Origin of the sequence: Providencia sp. PROV048, from assembly GCF_033688165.1 — a bacterium.
In the GTDB taxonomy this organism is placed as follows: Bacteria; Pseudomonadota; Gammaproteobacteria; order Enterobacterales; family Enterobacteriaceae; genus Providencia; species Providencia hangzhouensis.
In genome coordinates, this window is sequence record NZ_CP096360.1 from 1,811,488 (window position 1) to 1,837,309 (window position 25,822).

Below are 25,822 nucleotides of genomic sequence, written 5' to 3' on the forward strand. Positions count from 1 at the left end.
TTACAAGTAAGAAAATACGTATTTATCGCACTTTTTTGCACTAAAATTTTTGATGTGTGAAATTTTGTAATGAATAACGAGGGCTTTTATCGAGGCTATAGCGTAAATCTAGGTAAGAATGGCTGAAAATAGGGTGAGATTCGCGTAATATCCATAGGTAATAATATCAAGAGGATAAAATAATGCGCAAATTATTATTATTGGCAGCAGCGATGTCACCATTATTCGTAGGTACTGCACATGCAGTTTCAGTTAGTGCACAAGCAGGTGAACATTTTACTGAGCTGTCTGCAGGGTTAGGTAACCAAAATGCAGGGTTGGCATTTAACGGCTCTTGGGCTCGTAGTGACCATGATGGGCAAATGGGTAGTATTGGTGCCACATTTGGCTTACCTATTGGGCCTTTTTCTGCATTTGTAGGGGGTAAAGGGCTATATCTATCACCTGATCACAATAGTAATGGTGCTGCATTAGCTGTTGGTGGTGGGTTAAATTGGCAGGCTTTGCCTTCACTCAATATTTACGGTGAAGCTTATGGTGCTCCAGAGCAACTGACTTCAGGCAGCAAATCGTACGTCGAAGCTAAAGCCGGTGCACGTTATACGGTATTTAAGCCTTTATCTATTGATGCGGGATATCGCTTAATTGAAATGAAAGGGACACATGGTCATAGTAGCGATAAAGTTGCTGATGGCTGGTATGTAGGGGCTGGCCTTTCATTCTAACAGGGTCATCTTGTTCATAATGCCCCTAGGCGTACATTATGTGTACGCCTAGGGCGAATTTGATGATGTAAACTTAGTTGAGTATTTTTTAAAATAATTGGTTAAACTTTTAGCTGCTTATCCATAGCTATTTACTTCAGTTTTTATTGCATTACTTTAATGACGTCAGCTCATCACGGCTCAATCCGGTGCTTTTCATAATAATTTCAGGGCTAACACCGTTTATCAATAAGTTGCGAGCTAAGGTGGTTTTAGTTTTTTGAACGCCTTCTTGAAGCCCTTTTTGAAGCCCTTCCTGTTTGCCTTTTTGCAGCCCCTCGAGAAGGCCCTCTTGATGACCCTTATTATGTAAGCGTTGTGCGATATTCATAATCGTCTCCTTGTGCTTTTCTGTTTGCGCTTCTAATGTGTAGATAAATTTTTCAAAATCAGTTGAGTCTAAAGCAGAAAATAGGTAATTGATGATAGTGACCACATCATTGTCGCTATTATAGTGTTGATTGAGTGCTTGCGCCAATAAAGGAAGCACATGGTGAAACTCATCTCGCAACCGTTTATGTTTCATCGCTAATTCCATAACAGCAATTTTGCGATGATTTACTAATTCATTATCGTCTATTACAGTGATATCAACCAACGGGAATGATTGTGTATATAACGTATTTGCTAGCTTGGGCTGAGGAAAACAATCTGTCCATAACTGAGTGTAAGGGTAAGGTGAACGAGTACCGTGGTAGAAAAGAATAGGAACAACTAGAGGTAATACAGTGCTTCCTTGCTGCATATGCTGATTCATTGCTAAAAACGCATAATGCATTAAGCGCCACGCCATCAGTTTATCTGGGGTTGACTGGTGCTCGACTAATAAATAAATATAGCCTGTTCCATGTGAGGTCTGTACTGAATACAGAACATCAGATAGCCGAGAGCGAAGCTGTTTATCAATAAATGATGAGTTAGTCAGCTTTAGCGTAGTGAAATCACATAATGATTTTTATGTGTTTTGGTAAGTGAATTTCAAAAAAGTCACGTGCGCTGTCTATGTTTGACATAAACCTCTTAAATGCTGCATCGTGGACAGCAGAAATATTTTTCCTTTTCATTCAACCTAATTCCTTATTTACCTCTCAATAACTGTAAAGCAAGAGGGGTAGGGTTGTCTTTTCGGAATTATTTTCTGCCAAATGACGTAATTAAAGAAATATATATTAAATTATATGCAAATAATATATATGTGGAGATAGAGTAGGAATGCTAGGGGATTATTGATTGATTGCGGATATCAAACGATGGCCACCTTGATTGGGAGTGAGGATAGTTAATTTCAGATAAACAAAAGCCGTAATTTGAAGTTATCCGAATTACGGCTTAATTTATCAATTTGTTAACCGACGTTCGGTAAGAAGCCGGCAACAATCGAAAATTGGATAGCGATTACTGCCACACCACATGCCAACACTAAGGCTAAAATAGGTGTACCACCTTTAACTTGATACCCACCTTGAGATTCTAATTTACGTACACGTAATGTTAGCAATGCAGGAATAATCAGCGCTAAGACCGAGAGTGCAACAGCTGCATAAGTTAATGCTTGTACGAAACTACTAAAGAATAGGGCAGCCAATAATGGCGGAACAAAGGTGAGTAAGCCTGTTTGCACTCGACCGATAAAATGATTACTCCGTTTGAATAAGTCGGCGAGGTAATCAAATAAGCCTAATGCGACACCTAAGAAAGATGTGGCCAACGCTAAATCCATAAACAAGCTGACGGCGATATTAACGCGAGGTGTAGCGACAACATCGCGGATCGCGGTGAGTAACCCATTTAGACCTGATTCCTGCGCTAGTATTCCGAGAAAAGTATGTGATGGAATAGACCCTAACGTCGCAATCTGCCATAGAATATAAGCAACTAAAGGAATTGCGCTTCCGGTAATGAAAATCATACGTAATTTACGTACATCCCCATTCATATAGTTAACTAAACTTGGGACGCTGCCATGGAAACCAAAAGAGGTAAAAATAACGGGTACTGCGGCAAGGATAAGGCCTTTTTCAATTGGCATGGTGCTTAAGTTTACGGCTTCCGCGTGTGGCATCATTACAACTAACATGATGACTAAAAAAATCGTTTTTGCTGTGAATAAAATTCGGTTAATAAAATCGACGGAATGCGTACCAATACAGACAACTGCACCACCAATAATAGTAAATGCAATAATGGCAGTGTCAGTTGAAATTTTAAAGCCCCACCATGAAGACAGACTATCTGAAATTAATACGCCAGCTCCACCGATATAAGCGGTTGTTAATGCGTACATTAATAGCAGCATACTTAGCCCAGTCACTATCTGGCCAATTGGGCCAAGATATTTTTTAGCAACGGAGCCTAAGCCCATATTTGCAGGGTTATGCTGATACACTTCAACTAACAGTAATGAGGTATAACTCATTAACATCCATAATCCAACAAGCAAACAAACGATGCCTGTGAAACCGACTCCTGCAGCGGCAAGTGGCATTGCCAACATCCCTGCACCTATTGTTGTCCCTGCAACGATTAACACACTGCCAAGCGTACGATTCTTCACAAGTTCCTCTAATTGAATTTGAATAATTAATAAGTGATGCAGATTATGCGATTGCAAGTTCTCTGTCAAATGTAAATTACAGTGAGTGTAATATTAAGTTTACACTGATAATCAAGTAGATAGAGAGACTCAAGACAATGAGCAGAGTTAATAAAGTAAAGAAAAAATGATGATTTAAAGTGACTAAAGGTAAATTTAAATGGAGTGAGTTGTTAAAATTGGTGTAGTAGTTGATTGATTTTTATCAAAATGGTAGGTAACGGAATAGTATGTCAGTTACTTAATTAAAATTATGTGATGAGGTCAAAATAAAAGCATAAAAAATAAAACTAAATTGATTTTGAAGTTATCATAAATCAAATTAATGCTTGAAAATCATCCCGATAATATATGTAAACATATATATAAAGGATGGAACTATGGACTTTATGATTCAACTCGCCATTATCCTTGTTTGCTTATTCTATGGAGCAAAAAAAGGGGGAATGGCACTCGGGCTATTAGGTGGTGTTGGTCTAGTTATCTTAGTTTTTGGCTTTGGTTTACCGCCTGGAAAACCGCCTGTTGATGTAATGCTTGTTATCATTGCTGTTGTTGCCGCATCAGCAACGTTACAAGCATCAGGCGGTTTGGATGTCATGCTGCAAATTGCAGAACGACTACTGCGGAAAAACCCTAAGTACATTTCTATTGTGGCACCTTTTGTGACATGTATCTTAACCATTTTGTGTGGTACAGGGCATGTGGTGTATACAATTTTACCTATCATTTACGATGCGGCGATTAAAAATAATATTCGCCCTGAAAGGCCAATGGCTGCGAGTAGTATTGGCGCGCAAATGGGGATTATCGCTAGCCCAGTTTCAGTTGCCGTTGTTTCATTAGTCGCAATGCTAAATGGTGTGACAATCAATGGTAAGTCACTCGAATTTTTGGATTTATTAGCAATTACTATTCCATCAACATTAATTGGTATTTTAGCTATTGGTATTTTCAGTTGGTTTAGAGGTAAAGATCTCGATAAAGACCCTGTATTCCAAGAGTTTATCTCAGTCCCTGAAAACCATGATTATGTCTATGGTGACAGTGTGACACTGCTAAATACCAAATTACCGAAAATTAATTGGGTCGCGATGTGGATTTTTTTAGCTTCCATCGCAGTTGTGGCATTACTTGGCGCATTTTCTGAACTTAGACCGCTAGTTAACGGTAAGCCACTATCCATGGTTTTAGTCATCCAGATGTTTATGTTATTAGCAGGTGCGCTAATTATCATTATTTGTAAGACTAATCCAGGACAAATTTCAAAGAATGAAGTATTCCGTTCAGGGATGATTGCGATTGTTGCAGTATATGGTATCGCATGGATGGCAGAAACCATGTTCGGTGCTCATATGGATGAAATTAAAGGAACTTTAGGTTCTTTAGTGAAAGATTTCCCTTGGGCTTATGCAGTTATCTTATTATTAGTCTCTAAGTTTGTTAACTCACAAGCAGCTGCTCTGGCCGCTGTAGTACCAATTGCACTAGGGATTGGTGTTGACCCGGCTTATATTATCGCTTCTGCACCTGCGTGTTATGGGTATTACATTTTACCAACTTACCCTAGTGACCTTGCGGCAATTCAATTTGACCGTTCTGGAACAACGCGTATTGGTAAATTTGTTATCAACCACAGCTTCATTCTACCGGGGTTAATTGGGGTGGGTGTTTCTTGTGTATTTGGTTGGATATTTGCGGGATTATATGGTTATTTATAATCAATAAAGCAAGTGAATAAAAAGTGATTGCACAGGTAACTGATAGACAGCTGTGCAATCACCTATTTTAGATTAACCAATTTCAATATCTGAAAGTGGATGACAGCAACAAGGCAGAATTTCTCCATCTTGCACAAATGCAATAGGTTTTTGCTTATAGCCCACTTTCCCATGTAATAACGTCACTCGGCATGAACCGCAGTAGCCTTCACGACATTGATATTCTACAGGAATACGGCTGTCTTCTAAGGCTTCCAACAAACACGAATGGACTTCAGTATGGAAGGGGACTTGAACACCCTGCGTTAACCGCAGGGTGATTTTATGGCTTGCCATGCTTATAGTTCGAAGTCGCTCAAATCGTCGGTATCGACTTGAGAGTCAATTTGGCCGACTAAATAAGAACTGACTTCAACCTCTTGAGGCGCAACTTGTACGTTGTCAGACACCAACCATGCGTTGATCCATGGAATTGGGTTTGAACGCGTTTCAAATGGCAATTTCAGACCGACAGCTTGCATGCGAATATTAGTAATATATTCAACATATTGGCATAAAATATCTTTATTTAAACCAATCATAGAGCCTTCGCTGAATAGGTAGTCAGCCCACTCTTTCTCTTGCTCTGCCGCTTGAACGAATAAGTCATAACATTCTTGCTCGCACTCTGCCGCGATTTCTGCCATTTCTGGGTCATCTTGCCCCGAACGTAACAGGTTCAACATGTGTTGTGTACCAGTTAAGTGCAGTGCTTCATCACGTGCGATCAGTTTGATGATTTTAGCATTTCCTTCCATTAGCTCGCGTTCAGCAAACGCAAATGAACAGGCGAAGCTAACATAGAAACGAATTGCTTCGAGCGCATTAACGCTCATTAGGCACAGGTACAGCTGCTTCTTCAACTGACGCAGAGAAACAGTAACTTGCTTACCGTTGCAAGTATGCGTGCCTTCACCAAACATATGATAGTAATTGGTCATTTCGATCAGGTCATCGTAAAAACCAGAAATATCTTTAGCACGTTTTAAAATTTCTTCATTTTCAACGATATCGTCAAAAATAATGGCAGGGTCATTCACAATATTACGAATAATATGTGTATACGAACGTGAGTGGATAGTTTCAGAAAACGCCCACGTTTCAACCCAAGTTTCCAGTTCAGGAATCGAAATCAGTGGCAATAATGCCACATTAGGGCTGCGGCCCTGAATAGAGTCCAGCAGCGTTTGGTATTTCAGATTACTGATAAAGATATGCTTTTCGTGATCTGGCAGCGCATTATAGTCAATACGGTCGCGAGAGACATCAACCTCTTCAGGGCGCCAGAAAAACGACAGTTGTTTTTCAATCAGCTTTTCAAAAATAGGGTACTTTTGCTGATCATAACGCGCCACGTTAACGGGTTGGCCGAAAAACATCGGCTCCAGCATTTGGTCATTTTTTTTCTGTGAAAACGTTGTATATGTGTGTGACATAACAATTCCTATTAAATTTTACACGCGCCGCCTTCGCAATCGGAATCCGCTGACTCAACAACTTCTTCCAGATCGCCCTGAACATCTTCCGCCCCATCGCGAGTGTTATGGTAGTAAAGTGTTTTCACACCAAACTTATAGGCGAGCAATAAATCTTTTAGCAATTGGTTCATTGGCACTTTACCGCTCTCAAAACGAGTTGGGTCATAGTTTGTGTTAGCAGAAATCGACTGGTCGATAAATTTCTGCATGATACCAACGAGTTGTAAGTAGCCACTATTTGAAGGCATTTGCCACAGTAGCTCATAAGCACCTTTCAGATTTTCGTAATCAGGCACCACTTGGCGCAAGATACCATCTTTAGAGGCTTTAATACTGATATAACCACGCGGTGGTTCAATACCATTAGTTGCGTTAGAAATCTGTGATGATGTCTCTGAAGGCATCAATGCAGACAGTGTCGAGTTACGCAGACCATGTTGTTTAATTTCTTGGCGTAACGCTTCCCAATCGTAATGTAAAGGTTCATTAGTTAACTTATCGAGCTCTTTTTTATAGGTATCGATAGGCAAAACGCCTTGTGCATAGGTTGTTTCGTTGAACCATGGGCAAGCACCTTGCTCTTTTGCTAACTCATTCGAGGCTTTTAATAGATAATACTGAATGGCTTCGAATGTTTTATGCGTTAAGTTGTTTGCACTGCCATCAGAATAACGAACACCGTGCTTCGCGAGATAATAAGCGTAGTTAATCACGCCAATACCTAATGTACGACGGCCCATTGAGCCTTGTTTAGCCGCAATGATTGGGTAATCTTGGTAATCAAGTAGCGCATCGAGTGCACGAACAGCTAATATTGCTAGCTCTTCTAATTCATCTAGACTATCAATCGCCCCTAAGTTAAATGCCGATAATGTACACAGCGCAATTTCACCATTTTCGTCATTTATATTATTTAATGGCTTAGTTGGCAGCGCAATTTCTAAACATAAGTTCGATTGACGGACAGGCGCAATCTGCGGGTCAAATGGGCTATGTGTATTACAGTGGTCAACGTTTTGAATATAAATACGGCCAGTAGACGCACGCTCTTGCATCATTAATGAAAATAGCTCAACCGCTTTAACGCTCGATTTACGAATATTTTCATCTTGCTCATATTTCACATATAGACGTTCAAATTCGTCTTGATCTGCGAAAAAGGCGTCATAAAGACCCGGAACGTCCGATGGGCTGAATAATGTAATGTCTTGGTTTTTAATCAGACGCTCATACATTAACTTGTTTAATTGCACACCGTAATCCATATGGCGAACACGGTTACCTTCAACCCCACGGTTATTCTTTAGAACCAGTAAGCTTTCTACTTCAAGGTGCCAAATAGGGTAGAACAAGGTTGCAGCGCCACCGCGAACACCACCTTGCGAACATGATTTAACCGCAGTTTGGAAGTGTTTATAGAATGGAATACAACCCGTATGGAAAGCTTCTCCACCACGAATTGGGCTGCCTAATGCACGGATACGGCCTGCATTCACCCCAATCCCTGCACGTTGTGAGACATATTTCACAATTGCGCTTGAGGTTGCATTGATAGAATCTAAGCTGTCACCACACTCAATCAGTACGCAAGAGCTGAATTGACGTGTAGGCGTACGTACCCCCGCCATAATCGGCGTAGGTAATGAAATTTTGAATGTTGAAACGGCATCATAGAAACGACGGATATAATCGAGGCGTGTTTCTTTTGGATAATGTGAAAATAGGCAAGCTGCAACTAAAATATATAAAAACTGTGCGCTTTCATAGATTTCACCCGTTACACGGTTTTGAACTAAATATTTCCCTTCAAGCTGTTTTACCGCAGCATAGGAAAAATTCATATCACGCCAATGATCAATAAAGCTATCCATTTGCTCGAACTCTGCTTCAGAGTAGTCTTCCAGCAAATGCTTGTCATATTTCCCCATTTCAACGAGGTGTTTAACATGCTTATATAATGCAGGCGGTTCAAACTGGCCATAGGCTTTCTTGCGTAAGTTAAAAATAGCAAGACGGGCAGCTAGGTATTGGTAATCAGGGGTATCACCCGTAATTAAATCTGCTGCTGCTTTGATCATCGTTTCGTGAATATCAGAAGTTCTGATCCCATCATAAAACTGAATCTGTGAACGTAACTCCACTTGAGAAACGGATACGTTACTTAGGCCTTCAGCAGCCCAGGTGATTACCTTGTGGATTTTATCAAGATCAATGCGTTCTTTATGTCCATCACGCTTTGTGACTAACAGACTCTGGTTCATGAGCAAGTACACCTTGGTTGAACTACAAATAGTTTAAAATAAACATAAAAAAGCTCATGGTGTAATGCCATGAGACTAGTTGTATTATGTTTTGTTGTACCACTATATGTAGTAGTTTGTTTAGAATACCATAACAAGATAATGTTAATATGTGATTTTATCAAGTGAACAAATTAGAGGGATCTTGTGGATAACTGGTTGGATAAGAAAAGTGATCATGTCGGTAAGCTGCATGGTAAAAGGCATTAATAAAAAAAATGCTTCCGACATGAGGACTAAAATAAATTTTGTAAAATGCGATCGTTTGCTGCTTTCTTAAACGTAGTGCTTGTGATTTATTCTTTTCACGACTAAATGACTATTCGTTTACCGTATGCAGCATATAGTTTACATCAACATTTGGCCCAAGCCAGAACTTGTCTGTTAATGGATTATAATGCAACCCTATGATATGTTTATCTTTTAATTGTGTGCCGTCAATCCAATTAATTAACTCAGAAGGGCGAATAAACTTGTTTGCGTCATGAGTGCCTTTTGGGACGATTTTCATTATATATTCAGCAGCAACCACAGCCATTAGCCATGCTTTTTTATTACGGTTGATGGTTGAAAAAATTACGTGTCCACCCGGTTTGACTAATTTTGCGCAAGCCCTAACGACAGACTGAGGGTCCGGAACATGTTCAAGCATCTCCATACACGTGACAACATCATAGGCTTGAGGGTGCTTGTCTGCATGTTGTTCAACGGTTTCTTGTACATATTCAACTGGAATGCCGGACTCAAGAGAATGTAAACGAGCAACCATTAAAGGCTCGGCACCCATATCAAGACCGGTGACTTCTGCACCTTCACGCGCCATACTTTCCGATAAAATGCCACCGCCGCAGCCAACATCAAGAATTTTTTTACCGAAAATACCGTCTACACGCTGCATAATATAACCTAAGCGTAATGGGTTGATGCGATGTAGTGGGGCGAATTCCCCTTCTAAGTCCCACCAACGTGAGGCAATGGACTCGAATTTTTCGATTTCTTGCTTATCGACGTTAAGGTAGATTGGGGTTTGGGTGTCATTCATACAAAGAAGCTCCTATTTTTAACCTATTACCCGAAAGCCTATTAACGATAGTTATATTTAAACTGTATTTAAACTATGTTTAATAGGGGGAATAGTAGCCCGACAAGCATTGATGGCTAAAATGTAAACAACAATGTAATTATTGCAGTTATTAATTGATAAACCTTCAAGTTTCGGACACATAAACTTAATTTTCCGCTATTATACATAGCTTGGAAGACAAATACCCGTCTCTTATTTTTATTAAATTGGCGAATTGTGGTATAGTTCTACTCTTTGAATCCGAAGTTATGAGGGACAGTGGTTCCATGAGCGAGATTGCCAGAGAAATCACACCAGTTAATATCGAAGAAGAGCTTAAAAGTTCGTATTTGGATTATGCAATGTCCGTTATTGTCGGCCGTGCGCTTCCAGATGTTCGAGATGGACTGAAGCCAGTACACCGCAGAGTACTGTATGCGATGAATGTATTGGGAAATGATTGGAATAAACCCTATAAAAAATCTGCCCGTATTGTTGGGGACGTCATCGGTAAATACCATCCACATGGTGATATCGCTGTTTACGAGACAATTGTTCGTCTTGCACAGCCTTTCTCAATGCGTTACATGCTGGTTGATGGTCAGGGAAACTTCGGTTCAGTTGACGGAGACTCCGCTGCGGCAATGCGTTATACGGAAATCCGTATGGCGAAAATTGCCCATGAGCTACTTGCTGACCTTGAAAAAGAAACCGTTGATTTCGTTCCAAACTATGACGGAACAGAGCAAATTCCTGAAGTCATGCCAACGAAAATTCCAAACCTTTTGGTTAATGGGTCGTCTGGTATTGCGGTTGGGATGGCAACCAATATTCCTCCTCACAATTTAGGGGAAGTGATTAATGGTTGTCTTGCTTATATAGAAGATGAAGACATCAGTATTGAAGGTTTAATGGAACACATTCCAGGGCCTGATTTCCCAACAGCGGCTATTATCAACGGCCGTCGTGGGATTATTGATGCATATCGTACAGGACGTGGCAAGGTCTATATCCGTGCAAGCGCTGAAGTGGAAGTCGATGAGAAAAATGGTCGCGAAACCATTATTGTCAGCGAAATCCCTTATCAAGTGAATAAAGCTCGCTTGATTGAAAAAATTGCAGAGTTAGTTAAAGACAAACGTGTTGAAGGAATCAGTGCACTGCGTGACGAGTCGGATAAAGACGGTATGCGCATTGTTATTGAAGTTAAACGCGATGCTGTGGGTGAAGTTGTCCTGAACAACTTATATTCCTTGACTCAATTGCAAGTTTCTTTTGGTATCAATATGGTGGCTCTACATCAAGGGCAACCGAAAATACTGAATTTAAAAGATATCATTGCTGCTTTTGTGCGTCACCGTCGTGAAGTTGTCACTCGTCGTACGATTTTCGAATTGCGTAAAGCGCGTGACCGTGCTCATATCCTTGAAGCACTGGCAATCGCACTTGCTAATATTGACCCAATTATTGAATTGATCCGTAAAGCACCAACACCGGCTGAAGCTAAAGCAGGGTTGATTGCACGTTCTTGGGATCTGGGTAATGTAGCGGCAATGCTAGAGCGTGCAGGTGATGACGCAGCTCGTCCTGAGTGGTTAGAACCACAGTTCGGTGTTCATGAGGGGCAATATTTCCTGACTGAGCAACAAGCCCAAGCTATTTTGGATTTACGTCTCCAAAAATTAACCGGTCTTGAGCACGAAAAACTACTGGAAGAGTACCGTGATCTTCTAGTACAAATTGAAGCTTTACTGTTTATTTTACGTAGTCCTGAACGTTTGATGGAAGTGATTCGCGAAGAGTTAGAAATTATTCGTGATACTTATAATGATCCTCGTCGTACAGAAATTACAGAAAATACCGCAGACATCAATATTGAAGATTTGATCAATCAAGAAGATGTGGTAGTGACATTATCTCACCAAGGTTATGTGAAATATCAGCCTCTGTCTGATTACGAAGCACAGCGCCGTGGTGGTAAAGGTAAATCTGCTGCACGAACAAAAGACGAAGACTTCATTGAACGCTTATTGGTCGCCAATACGCACGACACCATCTTGTGTTTCTCAAGTCGTGGGCGTTTGTATTGGATGAAAGTTTATCAGTTGCCAGAAGCGAGTCGTGGTGCTCGTGGTCGTCCAATTGTTAACTTATTGCCACTTGAGCAAGATGAACGCATTACTGCTATCTTACCTGTACGTGAATATGAAGAGGGTTATAACGTCTTCATGGCAACGGCGAGTGGTACTGTGAAGAAAACACCTTTACAAGAGTTTAGCCGCCCAAGAAGTGCCGGTATTATTGCAGTGAACTTGAATGAAGGTGATGAACTGATTGGGGTTGATTTAACCGATGGTTCAAATGAAGTCATGCTGTTCTCTGCACAAGGTAAAGTTGTGCGCTTCGCTGAAGATGCTGTTCGCCCAATGGGACGTACTGCAACGGGTGTTCGTGGAATTAAATTAATGGATAACGATAAAGTCGTATCCTTGATCATTCCACGTGGTGAAGGCCATATCTTAACTGTCACAGAAAATGGTTATGGTAAACGTACTGAAGAAGCAGAATACCCAACTAAATCGCGTGCAACTCAAGGGGTTATCTCTATCAAAGTGAGTGAGCGTAACGGTAATGTTGTTGGAGCTATTCAAGTTGATGAAACTGACCAAATCATGATGATTACGGATGCCGGCACATTAGTTCGTACCCGTGTATCTGAAGTGAGCGTCGTTGGCCGTAATACGCAAGGTGTGACCTTGATTAGAACAGCTGAAGATGAAAAAGTGGTTGGTTTACAACGAGTTGCTGAAACAGATGATGATGAAAATAATGATGATGAGAATGCGATTGAAAACACTGAAGAAAACGGTGTTGATGATGCAAATATCGACGATCAAGAGTAATTATCGCGTTTAATTTAATGAACGGGTAGCATATTAGCTGCCCGTTTTAGTTTCTAGTCTAAATTTCTTAGTTTTATTACTTTTCATGTCTGTCGCTTTTTTATTATGTAATCGAGTATAATTAGCGATCATCGTATCGAATATACAGGAAAACGCTTGAGATACTTACCCTCGTTTAAAACATCACTTAGACTTTCTCGGGATTTATTTCGTATCCTCGGCTTGATGTTGTGGGGCATGGGTGCTTTTATCACTTTATTTTTCCTTTATTCGCAATTTAATGAATACAAATCTGATCTTCGCCAGCAGTTCTATTCTGGGTATGAAAACCTACAAGTCTATATACAGCAAACGGCGGCGACACTGAATTCTATTCAGTCGATGACTGATCTGTACCAAATAAAGCTGCAAGAATCGACAGAGGAAAATACTTTTACGAGTAAATTTATGGAATTGCCAAATGCCTCTAATTACTCGTTCTATAAATTAACTCCGAATACGGATTGTGATCATTTTAGGGATAAAGCTGAAAACTATTTGCAGGCTTTTGAACAACTGAATTATTTTTGGAAAGAGAGTATTGCAGCGCCTCAAGCTTTAAACCATGTCTTTTTAGTGGGTTCGAAAAGTTATTGTCTGGTGGATTATCCTATTCGTTCTACAATATCGGATATAGAAATACTAAAAAAAGTTAGCTACGAAAGTGTGCGAACTTATCAAGGTTTAAGGCTACAAGGTAAAGAGCGTAAGCTATTTACCATTACGCATGGTGCTCAGCCGGATTATGGGCAGGTTTACTTAATTCAAGCAATCAAGCACGATAATCTGCTCCCCGCATTTATTGGGTTAGAACGTTCAATTAATTTAAATCAGTTTAATATACGGCGAAATAAGGCTATCGAAATATTGATAATTAACGACTATAACCAGCCTGTTTTATATTCACCTAAAGATATCAATCCTAAGAGCTCTGCATTGCTCAATATTTCTGAGCCTTCATTTTTCGGTTTTAACTCAGATTACTCAAAATTAATCTTCAAAAAAAGGTTAGCACCTTCTCAAATTACGGTCATTTTCTCAATTGCGACGTCGGAAATATTAGCGAGTTTAGAAAACACCATTTTTTACGGTATCCTCCTAAATATTTTTACGGGTGGGCTGATTTTCTTTTTAATTTGGTTACTTGAAAGGAAAATGCTAGAACCCGCAGAGAACACTGCGATACGGCTTGAGGAACATGAACAATTCAACCACAAAATTGTAGCATCAGCACCGGTCGGTATCATCATTTTAAGGTTAACAGATGGTGGTAATATTCTCAGTAATGAATTAGCCCATGACTATTTTCGGCTGTTAAATGATGATGATAAACAGCGAATATTGACAATTATTCGCCAAAAATCGAGCAATTATATAGATGTGGTGACAACCAACGGCACACACTTACAAATTAGCTTTGTAAACTCTCGATACCAAAATGAAGATGTCGCTATTTGTGTATTAGTCGACATTAGCATTCGTGTTCAAATGGAAAAATCGCTACAAGATGTAGCCGATGCGGCGGAACAAGCAAACCATGCTAAGTCAATGTTTTTAGCGACAGTTAGTCATGAATTAAGAACGCCGTTATATGGAATTATTGGTAATATAGAATTACTACAACGTTATGAATTACCGGAGAAAGCAACACGCTTAGTCTCAACTATGGATAATTCATCTTCACTTTTATTGCAGATTATTAGTGATATTTTAGACTTTTCGAAAATTGAATCTAAGCAATTGAAAATAGAAAGCAAATTGTTTAATTGTCGAGAGGTTTTTGCGTTTGTATTAGCAAACTACCTGCCATTAGTCACGAAGAAAAAAATATCTTTATATTCCTTTATTGAGCCTAATATACCTGATCTCATTTTGAATGACCCTGTTCGTTTACAACAAGTGATTTCTAACATTGTTAATAATAGTATTAAGTTTACAGAATCAGGTTTTGTATTGCTTTATGTATGGAAAGATGAGAATTATTTAAAGATTGAAATACGTGATTCAGGGATTGGAATGACACATGCGGTGGTCATGAAGTTGTTTGATCCATTCTTTCAAGTTTATGACCAAAATAATATGGGCCATAAAGGAACTGGTTTAGGTCTAGCTATTTGCGAAAAACTGGTTAACCTCATGGATGGTGACATTGAGGTCAGTTCCCAAATTGGACTTGGTAGTTCATTTACTATTCGAATTCCTTTATATGGTCAAGAATATCTTAAGAAAAATATTCCAGAATACCGGGCTCATTATCGGATTGCTGTTTCGTGTCGAAATGAATTTTTAATGAACTTTCTTTTGCGTTTATTAGGTCAAGAACAATTTTCTGTTGTCCGCCATAATACAACGGATAAGACACAACATTATGATCTCTTAATAACTGATTATGAGCAGGCTGAAAGGGACATTTGTGAACATCATATCCAATTATCAAGTATTTATGCCGGTGAACTCCATCAAATAAAACAAAACCAGTGGATTTATAATACATATCAATTAGATAAATTACCTATCTTAATTGATAAAGCCATCATGAAAACGGCCGAACAATCGCTGAAAAATAGTACAGTAAATCCATCATTGGTTGCTGACCATTCGTTAAGTGAACATCATGTATTAATTGTCGATGACCATCCAATTAATAGAGCATTATTGAGTGAACAATTAGCGACTATCGGTTTTACTACAGGCACAGCGATAGATGGGCTAGATGCATTAAAATATTTAGATAATCATCATGTTGATATTGTTTTAACGGATGTAAATATGCCAAATATGGATGGCTACCAGTTAGCAAAGGAACTGCGTCGTTTAGAGTTCAATTTACCCGTTATCGCATTAACTGCGAATGCAATGGCAGAAGAAAAGCAACGCTGTATTAACGCAGGAATGAATGATTGTTTATCAAAACCGACAACAATTGCAATTTTACGTGAGACTTTGACGCGCTATTGTTGAATGTGAGTAAAAAAGGACGCAAAAATAAAAACCCATAACTGGGTTTTTATTGGCGTAGTCTTATAGTTAAAATGAAATTTACTCTGAAGGCGAGTTATCAATACTGACAGAAGAAAGGTAATTCAGTAGCGCTATATCATTTTCAACACCTAATTTCAGCATAGCTGATTTTTTCTGGCTACTGATTGTTTTTATACTGCGGTTAAGTTTCTTTGCAATTTCAGTGACCAAAAAACCTTCAGCAAACAAACGTAGCACTTCACTTTCTTTTGGTGATAAACGTTTATCGCCATAGCCGCTTGCATTGACTTTTTCTAACAGTTTGCTCACGCTTTCTGGTGTGAATTTTTTGCCTTTCTGTAAAGCCGCTAAAGCTTTAGGTAAATCAGCTGGCGCACCTTGTTTTAACACAATTCCTTCAATATCCAGCTCTAAAATAGCGCTAAGAATGGCAGGGTTATTGTTCATAGTGAGAACAATAATTGACAGGTCAGGATAATGCCGCTTGATGTATTTGATTAAAGTAATACCATCGCCATATTTGTCACCTGGCATAGATAAATCAGTAACTAGTACGTCTGCGTTTAAACGTGCTAAGTTATTAATCAAAGAGGTTGAGTCCTCAAATTCCCCTACGATATTCACCCATTCAATTTGTTCAAGTGATTTTCTGATGCCGAAAAGAACGATAGGGTGATCATCGGCAACAATGACATTTAGGTTATTCATATTATTGGTTACCTTCTGGCATTAGTTTTTTGACTGAATTATCCAGCACGCTAATGCAATTTTTTATTTCCAATCCGTTTTCATCTGCTATGTAACGCTCCAAATCTTCACAAAGTTCATGAAGATAAGTAAATTCGAGCATAGCAAAAACTCCTTTTAAACGATGTGCAGTGTTTTTCAATTCGGTCAAATCCTCAACACTTTCACTATTATACAGTTTATTAATATCTATCGGTACTGTTGTGATAAACAAATCTCGATATCCGCTATTTGCCAGTGCTAATTGATAACTTGTAATTGCATTTTCAATTGATTCATTCGAGTTCTGTGAAAGCGCTTGAGTACTAACATGGTCTGGAGGCAAAATATCAGCATGTTCATGCTCTGCGTTTTCGATCAATAATGAGATAGCATCAATTAATTCATCAGCAAAATTGTAGTTAGTTTCGATATAATGAGGTTGTAATTGATTAATCCCTAAAAGAGTACCATTTACTTTAACAATATTTTCAAAACATTCCTCATTATTATCAGTTATCAAAAGATCCCAGTCGGTGTGAGGGGAGCTTTCACTTAAGTCCAAATATTCTGCTCCATAATTTGTTAATATGTTCCTAACAATCCGTGAGATATCTGCATTATGTATATTTAAGCGTATACAAACATCTTCCAATAAAGCTGGGAAGTCTTTGACGAGCATTTTTTTAACTGCAGGAAGCGTAATTTCATAATGAGTGCCTATTGCATCACTAGAACGAATAGAAAAAGTACCATTCATTTTTTTAACCAGTAACTTACATAAATAAAATGTTATGCCTGAACGCGTAAAGTTAGAAGCATTCAAAATTTGCCCAGTAAAAGGACTGTGTAAATTACTAAGCTCAAGATTACTGACCCCAGTTCCACTGTCTTTAATACTCAATAAAATTACATTTTTATTGGCATCATAAGATAACGCGAATGAAATTTTTCCAAAAGAGGTTGTCGCAATAGAATAATCCCAAATTAGTTGTATTAACTGTTTTAAATAATCAGGGTTTGCCATGATCAGTGAATCTGGATTGAGATTATTATGAAAATAAAGTGCTAACCCCTTGTTATTGCATTGGGATAAATTTTGTTTCAAAAACTCGCTAACAAGATTACTGATAGAAACGTTTTCAGTTTTTACTGAGCTAGCTTGAGACTCAAGCTGATTTAATAAGTTAATGTTTTTAAACCAGCGATTGATATAAAAAAGCTGACTTTCAATTTCTAAAATAAATGCGCGGTTATTTACGCTGACTATTCCGGATAATTTAGTTAATTGTTCATCCACCTTAATTAGTGAGGGTAATATCTCAGTACACATATTCTCAAATACAATCTTACGCATGTGAATATTTTTTTTGTACTCACGATTCGCTAATTCTTGACGTTTTTGGGTCAAGGCTTCTTTGTCTTTGTCGATAATAATAAAGAGAACGGTATTGGGTTTTGTCATGCTATTGACAAGAATAACTTCATAGATAATATTCTCGATAGAAACTTGGATAACATCATGGTTTTCTATCGCCATTTCTTTAATGTGAATAAGATCCATAGAAGGTAATAACTGGTTAGCAATATCATTACTCAGAATCTTTTTGTTAGTATTAAAGTCATAAACCAAAATACCGTATGAAATATGGCTGATAATATCGCTTGTCAATGATTCATTAAAACTCAGCTCTTGCAACATATTTGTATTGGGCGAAATAAGGCGCTTACGAATGAATAGCATGATCAGTAAAGCGAAGAAGATCATAATAAGCATGCCTGTCATTAGCCATAAGTTATAGCCAATAACATTAAAGATAATGCTTTTTAATGAGACATGGTAATAAAGTTGATAGCTGGTGCCATCAATAGGGTGGGAGAAAATGAGGTTAGTTCCGACCCAAGTTGTATGAGGTTCATTGCTTCCTGTGCTTGCAGGGCGTGTATTAATCGTAAAAAAATCCCCATTTAAATTTGGAGGGATCAGTGAATTGATAGAAATATCAAAGGATATGACACTCGTTAGCTGCCCTGGAGAATTAAACATTAGCCGGTAAGTATAGTAAAAAAGGTTATCGGGGGAGTACTTTTGAATATTTGAAATTATTTCCCGTCGGTCTAATAATGTTGATTGAGTCAACATATCAGCACGTTTTTCTTCAGCAGTTAATGTGAGATAACTTTCTTTAAAGCGTAGCTCAGGTTTAAGAATTGAATGAGTGGTCACTAAGACTAGGGTATTGTCTAAGCCATTGAGATAATACATTGAGTTATATTCATTACGGGCTCCCCAGACAATCTCCATATAATTTGCAAGTTTAGATGCTAAAACATTACTACTTTGCTTATTATTGCCAAATACAATAGCATCGATGGATTGGTTGGCACTACTTAGCCAAAAAATATCATGGCGTATTCCTGTCACGGCAAGCTGATCAGCGGATGGGGTAGAGGATTTATTATTGGCAATTTTGTAGATATGGCTTGCTTGATAACGATAATCTTCGATTTGATACGCTAACCGACTAGCCATACTGTTCAAACTAGCCTGACGGCTTTGAACCAATGCTTGATAGTAGTTAAATAGTGATAAACAAAGCATCACTATCAGCAGTAAAATAAATGCTGCGAAAATACGAAAAAGAGTGTTTGGCTTTAATAATGATTGTTTGTACATACTGTAGCAAGTCGTCCCATCGGCAAAAGTATTATTAGGTTAAAAATCATACGCCTAGAGAAAGGATAGACACCGATTTTGCACAGATATTACCATTTTTCTTGGAAAAGAGAGAGCGATTGAGTGAAGATTAGCCAAACGAAGTAAAAAAATCAATTTTTTTACTTTCAGGGGTAGACAAGTTGCTGGGATTCCTCCATAATCGCGCCCCATGGAGAGATGGCCGAGCGGTCGAAGGCAGCGGTCTTGAAAACCGCCGATGGGAAACCATCCTAGAGTTCGAATCTCTATCTCTCCGCCATATTCGCCGGCTTAGCTCAGTTGGTAGAGCAACTGACTTGTAATCAGTAGGTCACCAGTTCGACTCCGGTAGCCGGCACCAAATAAGAACCCGTTACATTTCATAGATGTAACGGGTTTTTTCTTGCTTGTAATCCATATTATTTAACTACCTTAAGTCGCTGATGTGACAAACTTCTGGCTCCATCACCAAAAGAACATCAATTTTTCTTTCCATCGCTGATTGTGGTGGCTTCTTGAAAGCACTAATAAAAAGTAACGATTAAATTGACAAAAATCAGCAAAAAAATTCGCAAAATGACAAAAGTGCATATTAATAGTGAGATTAATTAAGCCATATATGTGATAATTTTATCTGTTCCTTGCAGTTTAAGTGATTATGTTATTGGCCTAACCGATGCATAGTTTTGATGAATAGAAAACGAACTTCACAGAGCTATTTATTAATTAGCCATATTAAAAATCAAATATTGCTTAATGGCTTGGAAAGATTATTCGGCTGTTATCTACTCGAAAGGGAGATGAACTGCAAGGTATTCAGATAGTTATGGGTGAAAACCCATCTTGTTGTAGTAATCATGTTGAATTTAAAAGACTAAATATTGTCTAAAATAGCGTGCATTCTGCAAAGGCGAAGTATTGGGAGATATAATGTACGCCAAAAACCCATTTTCACTGAAATTGGTCCACCCGAAGTATGTAGTAACTTGGGTGGGAGTTTTTATCTTATTTTTATTAGTTCAATTGCCGTATAAATGGCAAATGTGGCTTGGTGCTTTTTTAGGCAGTAATTCACGGTATTTTATTAAAAGAAGAGTATCAATCATTAAGCGAAATTTAGAATTGTGTTTCCCAAATAAAAACAAAAATGAAATAGATACTTTGGTGAATGATAACTTAAAATCTTTAGGTATCGCATTATTTGAAACTGGGATAGCCTGGTTTTGGAGTGATAAAAAAGTTAAAAAATTATTTCAAGTAAAAGGAATGTCCAATTACTTAGATGCTATTGCTAAAAATAAAGGTGTGATTATTGTTGGGGTCCATTTTATGTCACTTGAACTCGGTGGCCGGATTATGGGGCTTTGTTTTCCTGTTAATGCAATGTATCGTCCTCATAACAATAAAGCGATGGAATATATTCAGACAAAAGGACGGTGTCGTTCTGGTAAAGGAATGATTGATCGTAAAAATTTAAAATTTATGGTTCAAGAGTTAAAAAGTGGTAAATCCATATGGTTTGCACCGGACCAAGATTTTGGAAGAAAAGGCACGATATTTGCGCCGTTTTTTTCTGTCAAAAATAGTTCCACGTCAAAAGGAACCTCAATACTTGCTCAATTATCTAAATCTCCAACACTCACGGTAACATTATTGAGAAATAAGAGCGGTGCTAATTATGATTTGGTACTGGGAAAAGAAATACTAGAATACCCAAGCTCTGATGCATTACAGGATGCAACAATAATTAACTCTATCTTAGAGGTTGAAATAATGAAAGCGCCCGAGCAGTACCTTTGGGCTCATCGACGGTTTAAAACCCGGCCTGAAGGGGAAGTGTCGCTTTATAGCTAGTTTTATATTTATCTTATGGCACTTTAAAGTTTATAATAAAAAACGAGATAAACACATGTTTTATCTCGTCTATTAATAATTTATAGCCTTGTTTAGCACAAGGTTATCGTTATAACCAGCTGTGTAGCATAAAGTATGATAATGAAAATATAAAAATTACCATTAGGTGTTGGAGCACCTTTAAAAACAAAAGAAATCTTCTTACTTGATTCATTGTTTCCTGTTTTGACGAATATAATAAACGGCTAATTAAAACTCTTTTTTAGTGTAGTTCCACTAATAATAAAATACCAATTTCCATTAAAAAAATTAAAAAATGTGAAATAAATTACACTTAATAAGTAAAAATAACTAAGTTAATGAGTAATTAATAAATAATAAAATATCTGGTCATTTATCACGTAAAATATGTAAAAATCGAATAGCCTTCAATAACGATGTTAATCGAAGGCTATTCTAATATAGAGTTACTTTAGAATAAACTAAAAAATTTCTTCATATTCACGAGCTTTTTTATCGTCATAGTTATGTTCCCATTTGGCAATAACAAGTGCGGCTAGGGCGTTGCCTACAACGTTAAGTGCAGTACGTGCCATATCAAGAATTCTGTCAACACCCGCAATGAATGCCAATCCTTCTAGTGGGATACCGACACTTCCTAATGTGGCAAGCAGAACAACAAATGAAACTCCAGGGACACCCGCAATACCTTTAGATGTGATCATAAGGGTAAATACTAAGATTAGTTCTTGCCCAATGGAGAGTTCAATACCATAGAGTTGGGCAATAAAAATAGCAGCAATACTTTGGTATAATGTAGAGCCATCTAAGTTAAATGAATAGCCAATTGGAATAACAAAGCTTGTTACAGATTTAGGAGCGCCATATTTTTCCATTTTATCCATAATACGAGGAAGTACGGTTTCAGAACTGGCTGTTGAGTAAGCGAGCAATAACTCATCTTTTAATATTTTCATTAAAGTGAAAATATTTATTCGACAATAACGAGCGACTAATCCTAGTACAACTACAGCAAAAAATATAATTGCACAATGGACGAGGATAACAAGTTTTAATAAAGGAACTAATGATGAAAAGCCGAAGTTAGCGACGGTAACGGATATTAATGCGAAAACCCCGATTGGGGCATACATCATAATCATATTTGTTACACGGAACATTGTTTCAGAGAAAGTCTGTAATACATTGAGTAACGGTTGTTTCTTCTCTGATGGTAAAGAAGAGAGCCCCAAGCCAAATAATACAGCAAAAAAGATGACTGGTAGCATATCACCACTTGCCATCGCAGCGAAAATATTACTCGGAACTAAAGTTAAGATCGTATTAATGATCCCCGAAGGATGGCTTTCGACTTCTTGAGTGGTTTTTTCATATTGAGAAATATCGACTTGCGTTAATTGCGACATATCGATACCAACACCAGGCTGGAATATATTGGCAAAAGAGATACCGACGATAATGGCAATTGTAGTGATAATTTCGAAATAAAGGATAGTTTTAAAGCCGAGAGAACCTAATTGCTTAGTATTACCAACCCCGGCTATTCCAACAATTAGAGTCGATATAACAATAGGAACAACAATCATTTTGATTAACTGAATAAATATTTTACCTGCCGGGGAAAGAATATTTAGAATCAACCAATCTTTGTACTCTGTATTATCATGTAAAAGTGCACCAGCAATAACACCTAAAATAAGAGCAACCAGTATTTGCCATCCTAGGCCAAATTTAAACAGTTTCTTTTTAGTCACTTGGTTTAATGTCATAATGAAATCTCATTTTATATTAATAATTTTTATGTATGTGTTGTTATTATCATAAATTTTATATCGAATGTTCGAGAAAACTACAACTATTAACTCGATAAATTTGAGTAATTTCAATGTGTAATTTATATCAATATGTTTATTGTTTAAATTTAAGTGGTAAAATAGCGATACATGTTAGATGTTATGGGTTTTTGTTAATGATCAGTGGGTTTTAAGGTGAAGTTGTCATTTTAATTAAATGTAAGTAATTGTTTTAAATTGTTAATGATATTGCTTTTTTGTTACTTGTTTTTTCGCGAATAAAACTAGATAGAGTGAAAAACAACCTCTAAAAATAATCTTTTTATTGAAAAGTCAGCAGAATATAATTTTCTGTATAACTCATTCCATTTAATAAGTTAATAAAAAAAGAATTTAATTTTAGCTAATCATTATTAGAAGAATAGGAATTATTAAAATATCAAGGTATGACTATAAATGACCACCTACTAAAGTTTATGTAATGAAATTAGTAAGGGATGAGCGAATTAAATAAGAAAACTATTAATATTAAAGCAACTCAAAGTGCAGATTGTTTCCGTTTAAATGCAGCGAGTAATGTGCGTTCAGAAAGGTCTAAGTAATCACGTAACATATTAGAGGCATCTAAATTTTGGCCAGAGTCTAATAATCTAAGAATAGAATGGTTTTTATCAATATAGGGAGCATATAAAATTTTAGGGTCATTAAGATGACCAAAGGCCAGCCGTAATTCAGCGGATACATTACGGTATAATTTAATTAAGCGTTCGCTGTCAGATAGCTCAACAATGGCAGTATGAAATTTCATATTTGCAGTTCCTACACCCACCCAATTTTCTGTCTTTTCATGTTCACGAGCTTCTTGAACAGCATCTTTCATTTTTTGAACTGATGGATGCAAGGCATATGCATGAGTTAGTGCATCACATTCAATGAGTCGGCGAACTTGATAAATATCGATAATGGCAGCCATATCAGGCACTGAGACAAATACACCCTTATTTGGGGCATAAGTTAATAAACCTTCCTGTGTGAGTACGCGAAAAACTTCTCGCAATGTATTTCGAGAAATATCGAGCTCCTCACTTAATGCTGCTTCAGATAAGCGTTGACCTGGTGTGATCTCCCCAACTGTTATCTTATGGCGTATAACTTCTGCAATAGTGACAGATAAAGTTTGTGCAACAGGTTGTTTTTTCATAATAAAGGCTAATTTTAGTCTCAGGGGTGATAAGGCGTTATATTCACATATTCAAGTTATAGCAGCAAGTTTCCTTTCTCTTTTACTTATTCCATTCCCTGTATTTGCACAAGAGTAGTGAAATTTAAATTTATTGCATCAATTTGGTGCAATTTACTCGATAAACATTATGGTTTGTCAGCCAAAATTGTTAAAAAAGTGATCTCGTCTTGATTTTTAAACCAGCAATTACGATTTTTATTGATTATTTATTCATCATTCAATACTAATTGTTCAACAATCCATTAAAAATGAATTAACAATATAGCTAACAAGTAGAACAATGGCACGATAATTGCCTTAGAGATTGTGACATCAACAACTACATCAATAATTAGAACAATAACTATTAGAGGAGTATTCATATGGCAGCTCAAGAAAGTGCACCAAGTACTGCTGAATATGTGAAAAGCCGCCGTTCATCACTGATAAGCGCAATCTTTTTAATGGCAACCTCAGCCATTGGGCCTGGATTTATCACACAAACTGCGACTTTTACCGTGACATTAGGAGCCGCTTTTGCCTTCGGGATATTAGCGTCTATTGTGATTGACTTCATTGTGCAGCAAAACATATGGCGGGTTGTTACCCTGACTAAAATGCACTCATCCGAAATTGCGAATGCCACAATTCCTGGGAGTGGTTATTTATTAGCGATATTAGTTATTTTTGGCGGGCTAATATTTAATATTGGCAATATAGCTGGTGCTGGTTTAGGGCTTAATGCGTTAGTCGGCTTAGACCCGAAATGGGGCGGTTTGATTAGTGCATTATTGGCAATTTATATTTTTTCCTCCCGTAAGGCCAGCACCTTTATCGATAGGTTAATCATTGGGTTAGGTGTAGTAATGATTGGCTTAACTTTATTTGTCGCTATCGCATCAAACCCACCTGTTGGAGAAGCATTACGTCAAAGCGTATTACCTGACACAGTTGATTTTGCCATGATAACCACTATTGTTGGGGGCACTGTTGGGGGATATATCTGTTATGCAGGCGCTCATCGCTTATTGGATAAAGGCGCAGTAGGTATTGAAAACATTAAAGTTGTTTCTAGCGCAGCCACAAAAGGCATCTTAGTTGTTGGGTTGATGCGTTACATTTTGTTCTTGGCTATCTTAGGTGTGGTAGCCAGTGGTGTGACTATTGATATTTCAGGGCATGCTGCAAACCCTGCATCTCAAGCATTTCAGGCTGCCACTGGTAATTTTGGTTTACGTATTTTTGGTTTAATTCTATGGGCTGCTGCACTCACCAGTGTGATTGGTGCAGCGTATACCTCAATGAGCTTCTTAACGGCATTTAAGTCCTCTATTACAGAAAGGCAGCGTAATGTTGCAACTATTATATTCATCGCAGTTTCTCTGATTGTTTATTTATCCATGGGAACAGCCCCCGCTGCATTATTAGTTTTTGCTGGTGGTTTCAATGGGTTAATTTTACCTATTGGTTTAACTTTATTTGTTTATATCGGCTGGAAGCGCTCAGATTTAATGTCGGGTTACCATTATCCACGTTGGTTATTATGGTCAGGTGTCGTGACATGTGCGCTAACTTGGTATATGGGCGCGATGTCTGTCGGTGCAATCTTTAATTATCTGAAATAAC

General features: G+C 37.8%; 15 protein-coding genes, 2 tRNA genes and 1 pseudogene. 8 read left to right on the plus strand and 10 right to left on the minus strand.

The window, feature by feature from the left end; genetic code table 11:
• Positions 1-182: 182 nt before the first annotated feature.
• The gene (locus tag M1F26_RS07835) at positions 183-725 is read left to right on the plus strand and encodes a YfaZ family outer membrane protein (protein WP_096864878.1); all 543 of its coding nucleotides are present in this window, start codon (positions 183-185) and stop codon (positions 723-725) included.
• 151 nt (positions 726-876) lie between these two features.
• Here the strand turns inward: M1F26_RS07835 and M1F26_RS07840 are convergent.
• A pseudogene (locus M1F26_RS07840) lies at positions 877-1,828 on the minus strand (Rpn family recombination-promoting nuclease/putative transposase).
• A gap of 281 nt (positions 1,829-2,109) precedes the next feature.
• The gene (gene tyrP / locus M1F26_RS07845; RefSeq protein WP_231135994.1) at positions 2,110-3,258 is read right to left on the minus strand and encodes a tyrosine transporter TyrP; all 1,149 of its coding nucleotides are present in this window, start codon (positions 3,256-3,258) and stop codon (positions 2,110-2,112) included.
• Between the two features lie 479 nt (positions 3,259-3,737).
• Here tyrP and M1F26_RS07850 point away from each other — a divergent pair, with 479 nt between their 5' ends.
• Positions 3,738-5,078, plus strand: coding sequence for an anaerobic C4-dicarboxylate transporter (locus M1F26_RS07850; protein ID WP_096864880.1), 1,341 nt, complete (start codon positions 3,738-3,740; stop codon positions 5,076-5,078).
• Between the two features lie 72 nt (positions 5,079-5,150).
• Here M1F26_RS07850 and yfaE read toward each other — a convergent pair whose 3' ends face one another.
• From yfaE to ubiG, 4 genes are all read right to left on the minus strand, one after another.
• Complete coding sequence (gene yfaE, locus M1F26_RS07855) at positions 5,151-5,414, minus strand: class I ribonucleotide reductase maintenance protein YfaE (RefSeq protein ID WP_004259896.1); 264 nt, start codon at positions 5,412-5,414, stop codon at positions 5,151-5,153.
• 2 nt (positions 5,415-5,416) lie between these two features.
• Positions 5,417-6,553 (minus strand): class Ia ribonucleoside-diphosphate reductase subunit beta, encoded by a 1,137-nt coding sequence (gene nrdB / locus M1F26_RS07860; RefSeq protein WP_004259897.1) that lies wholly within the window; start codon positions 6,551-6,553, stop codon positions 5,417-5,419.
• An 11-nt stretch (positions 6,554-6,564) separates the two neighbouring features.
• Positions 6,565-8,856, minus strand: a complete 2,292-nt coding sequence (gene nrdA / locus M1F26_RS07865; protein WP_004259904.1) for a class 1a ribonucleoside-diphosphate reductase subunit alpha — start codon at positions 8,854-8,856, stop codon at positions 6,565-6,567.
• 358 nt (positions 8,857-9,214) lie between these two features.
• Entirely contained in the window at positions 9,215-9,937 is a 723-nt protein-coding gene (gene ubiG / locus M1F26_RS07870) for a bifunctional 2-polyprenyl-6-hydroxyphenol methylase/3-demethylubiquinol 3-O-methyltransferase UbiG (protein ID WP_140172572.1), read from the minus strand.
• A 308-nt stretch (positions 9,938-10,245) separates the two neighbouring features.
• Between ubiG and gyrA the strand changes: the two genes are divergently transcribed.
• Positions 10,246-12,861 carry a DNA topoisomerase (ATP-hydrolyzing) subunit A gene (gyrA, locus tag M1F26_RS07875; RefSeq protein WP_201276746.1) on the plus strand — a complete coding sequence of 872 codons (2,616 nt, stop codon included), beginning with the start codon at positions 10,246-10,248 and terminating at the stop codon, positions 12,859-12,861.
• A 213-nt stretch (positions 12,862-13,074) separates the two neighbouring features.
• Complete coding sequence (rcsC, locus tag M1F26_RS07880; protein ID WP_237451590.1) at positions 13,075-15,861, plus strand: two-component system sensor histidine kinase RcsC; 2,787 nt, start codon at positions 13,075-13,077, stop codon at positions 15,859-15,861.
• Positions 15,862-15,939: 78 nt separating this feature from the next.
• On the opposite strand, the gene rcsB is transcribed toward rcsC, so the two are convergent.
• Together rcsB and rcsD are read right to left on the minus strand one after the other, a co-directional pair.
• Positions 15,940-16,590 (minus strand): response regulator transcription factor RcsB, encoded by a 651-nt coding sequence (gene rcsB, locus M1F26_RS07885; RefSeq protein WP_004259923.1) that lies wholly within the window; start codon positions 16,588-16,590, stop codon positions 15,940-15,942.
• A gap of 1 nt (position 16,591) precedes the next feature.
• Positions 16,592-19,285 (minus strand): phosphotransferase RcsD, encoded by a 2,694-nt coding sequence (gene rcsD / locus M1F26_RS07890; RefSeq protein WP_140172570.1) that lies wholly within the window; start codon positions 19,283-19,285, stop codon positions 16,592-16,594.
• 213 nt (positions 19,286-19,498) lie between these two features.
• Here rcsD and M1F26_RS07895 point away from each other — a divergent pair.
• From M1F26_RS07895 to lpxL, 3 genes are all read left to right on the plus strand, one after another.
• A tRNA-Ser gene (locus M1F26_RS07895) sits at positions 19,499-19,586 on the plus strand.
• A 5-nt stretch (positions 19,587-19,591) separates the two neighbouring features.
• Positions 19,592-19,667 (plus strand) — tRNA-Thr (locus tag M1F26_RS07900).
• Between the two features lie 569 nt (positions 19,668-20,236).
• Positions 20,237-21,160 carry an LpxL/LpxP family Kdo(2)-lipid IV(A) lauroyl/palmitoleoyl acyltransferase gene (gene lpxL / locus M1F26_RS07905; protein ID WP_004259939.1) on the plus strand — a complete coding sequence of 308 codons (924 nt, stop codon included), beginning with the start codon at positions 20,237-20,239 and terminating at the stop codon, positions 21,158-21,160.
• 482 nt (positions 21,161-21,642) lie between these two features.
• On the opposite strand, the gene gltP is transcribed toward lpxL, so the two are convergent.
• On the minus strand, positions 21,643-22,950 hold the full coding sequence (gene gltP / locus M1F26_RS07910) for a glutamate/aspartate:proton symporter GltP (protein WP_140172569.1): 1,308 nt from the start codon (positions 22,948-22,950) through the stop codon (positions 21,643-21,645).
• A gap of 562 nt (positions 22,951-23,512) precedes the next feature.
• A complete protein-coding gene (locus M1F26_RS07915) occupies positions 23,513-24,175 on the minus strand; it encodes a GntR family transcriptional regulator (protein WP_004259949.1) in 663 nt (220 codons plus the stop codon).
• A 404-nt stretch (positions 24,176-24,579) separates the two neighbouring features.
• On the opposite strand from M1F26_RS07915, the gene M1F26_RS07920 reads away from it, so the two are divergent.
• Positions 24,580-25,821 carry an NRAMP family divalent metal transporter gene (locus M1F26_RS07920; RefSeq protein ID WP_140172568.1) on the plus strand — a complete coding sequence of 414 codons (1,242 nt, stop codon included), beginning with the start codon at positions 24,580-24,582 and terminating at the stop codon, positions 25,819-25,821.
• Position 25,822: the final 1 nt, after the last annotated feature.

Excerpts from the sequence above, each read along its gene's own strand:
- M1F26_RS07835 (WP_096864878.1), top strand. The coding sequence starts at position 183 with ATGCGCAAATTATTATTATTGGCAGCAGCGATGTCACCATTATTCGTA.
- tyrP (WP_231135994.1), bottom strand. The coding sequence starts at position 3,258 with ATGTTGGCAATGCCACTTGCCGCTGCAGGAGTCGGTTTCACAGGCATC.
- M1F26_RS07850 (WP_096864880.1), top strand. The coding sequence starts at position 3,738 with ATGGACTTTATGATTCAACTCGCCATTATCCTTGTTTGCTTATTCTAT.
- yfaE (WP_004259896.1), bottom strand. The coding sequence starts at position 5,414 with ATGGCAAGCCATAAAATCACCCTGCGGTTAACGCAGGGTGTTCAAGTC.
- nrdB (WP_004259897.1), bottom strand. The coding sequence starts at position 6,553 with ATGTCACACACATATACAACGTTTTCACAGAAAAAAAATGACCAAATG.
- nrdA (WP_004259904.1), bottom strand. The coding sequence starts at position 8,856 with ATGAACCAGAGTCTGTTAGTCACAAAGCGTGATGGACATAAAGAACGC.
- ubiG (WP_140172572.1), bottom strand. The coding sequence starts at position 9,937 with ATGAATGACACCCAAACCCCAATCTACCTTAACGTCGATAAGCAAGAA.
- gyrA (WP_201276746.1), top strand. The coding sequence starts at position 10,246 with ATGAGCGAGATTGCCAGAGAAATCACACCAGTTAATATCGAAGAAGAG.
- rcsB (WP_004259923.1), bottom strand. The coding sequence starts at position 16,590 with ATGAATAACCTAAATGTCATTGTTGCCGATGATCACCCTATCGTTCTT.
- rcsD (WP_140172570.1), bottom strand. The coding sequence starts at position 19,285 with ATGTACAAACAATCATTATTAAAGCCAAACACTCTTTTTCGTATTTTC.
- lpxL (WP_004259939.1), top strand. The coding sequence starts at position 20,237 with ATGTACGCCAAAAACCCATTTTCACTGAAATTGGTCCACCCGAAGTAT.
- gltP (WP_140172569.1), bottom strand. The coding sequence starts at position 22,950 with ATGACATTAAACCAAGTGACTAAAAAGAAACTGTTTAAATTTGGCCTA.
- M1F26_RS07915 (WP_004259949.1), bottom strand. The coding sequence starts at position 24,175 with ATGAAAAAACAACCTGTTGCACAAACTTTATCTGTCACTATTGCAGAA.
- M1F26_RS07920 (WP_140172568.1), top strand. The coding sequence starts at position 24,580 with ATGGCAGCTCAAGAAAGTGCACCAAGTACTGCTGAATATGTGAAAAGC.